Source organism: Phycisphaerae bacterium, from assembly GCA_012729815.1.
Lineage (GTDB): Bacteria > Planctomycetota > Phycisphaerae > JAAYCJ01 > JAAYCJ01 > JAAYCJ01.
Genome location: JAAYCJ010000336.1, coordinates 1 through 1,580 on the forward strand (window position 1 = coordinate 1; position 1,580 = coordinate 1,580).

Annotated in this window: 2 protein-coding genes; both read right to left on the reverse strand. The window is 62.2% G+C overall.

Annotated features, from left to right (window positions below):
- Positions 1–492 (reverse strand): DNA primase (locus GXY33_21710; protein NLX07764.1); only part of this gene is annotated, 492 nt, incomplete at its 3' end.
- Positions 489–1,580, reverse strand: a 1,092-nt coding sequence (locus GXY33_21715; protein ID NLX07765.1) for an AAA family ATPase, incomplete at its 5' end; no start/stop codon positions are given. The genes GXY33_21715 and GXY33_21710, both read right to left, overlap by 4 nt.

A 1,580-nucleotide genomic window follows, 5' to 3' on the forward strand; every position in this document is an offset into this window, starting at 1 on the left:
CAGCCAGTCGAGGACCTCCGGCGACGCCTTGAGCCTGGCGTGGTAAAGCCTGGCCAGCGCGGTCAGCGCGTCCTTGACCCGCAGCTCAAAGGCGCGGTCGGCCTCTGTCTGGGCGAGGCGCTCCTGGCTGAGGCCATAGCGCGACAGCGGCGGCAAGCCCGCCTTCTTGGCGAGATAGTCCCGCGCCTGGCGGTGGCTGTCCGGCATCGGACCGGATTGCCCGGCGGTGACCGAGCCCGTCTGAATGAATTCCACGAGCTGCAGCACATCACCGCCGACTCCGCAGCCGAAGCAGTACCAGCCCTGCTTGTCGAGCATTACGTGAAGCGACAGGCGCGACTGGCTCTGATGATTGGGGCAGTCACACATCAGACGCTGAGCTGTTTCCCGGTTGACTCGCCCGGTCAGGAGTTCCCGGGCCACTTCACCGATATCCGTCTCGGTGACGAGCCGATAATACTCACTGACATTGCCCTCCGCATTCTTGCTCATTCGATCCCCGTAGTCGATGTTATGGCGGGCTCCGCTTGACAAGCGGCGTCCAGAAACAGGGCCAGGAAGGTCCGCCGGTCATCCTGTTTCCTCTTTTTCGCGCAGTGCGAGATGCCCCAGCGGTCGCCGACCAGGATCGTGGTCTGTCTGGCCCGGGTGACACCCGTGTAGAGAAGATTTCTGTGGTGCATGAAGGAGTGGGCCTTGTGGACCACCACCACGGAGCACGGAAACTCGGAGCCCTGGGCCTTGTGGATCGTCAGTGCATAGGCGAGTTGCAGGTCATGCTGGTTTGGAGAACCGGCATCTATTTTGATTGGAATCCCGTCGAATTCCACGGTCAGGGAGCCGTCGCGGCCGACGTCGAGGATGATCCCCATCGCGCCGTTCATGACGCCGATCTCGTAGTTGTTCCGGGTCTGGATGACCTTATCATACCGCAGGAATTTGGGACGGCGCCCCGGCAGGGTCGGCGGCGCTTCGACATTCCACAGCCGCCGTTGTACCAGACGCTGAAGCTCGCAGTTGAGGTCGCGCGTGCCCAGCGGTCCCTTGTGAGTCGGGGTCAGAAGCTGGACATCCGCCACGAGATCGAACCCGAGGCGTTCCACGAGTACATTCTCAAAAAGTTCCAGCACGAACCGTTGCGCGTCCCATTGGTCGGTGAACTGATCGACCACGTACCAGGCGCGTCGGCCTGAAGGCTCGGGTTCGCTTGTCTTACGGACCTCGCCGTTCAGAACGGCGATGCTGTTTTCCTTCAGGATGCCGGCCTGTCGTACCACCTTGTCGAGGAGCACCGTGGGAACCACTTGCGACTGAACCAAGTCCCGCAACAGATTGCCCGGTCCGACGGGAGGCAGTTGGTTGTGGTCTCCCACCAGCACCACGGCGGTCCGCGTAAGATCGATGCTCTGAAAGAGGTGCCAAGCCAGGGGCACATCCACCATCGAGACCTCGTCGACGATGATCACGTCGCCATCGATGGGATCATCCGGTCCCCGGGCGTAGTCCTTGCCGTTGAAACCGAGTAGACGGTGAATCGTGCCGGCCGGGTGGCCGACGACCTGTTCGAGACGTTTGGCGGC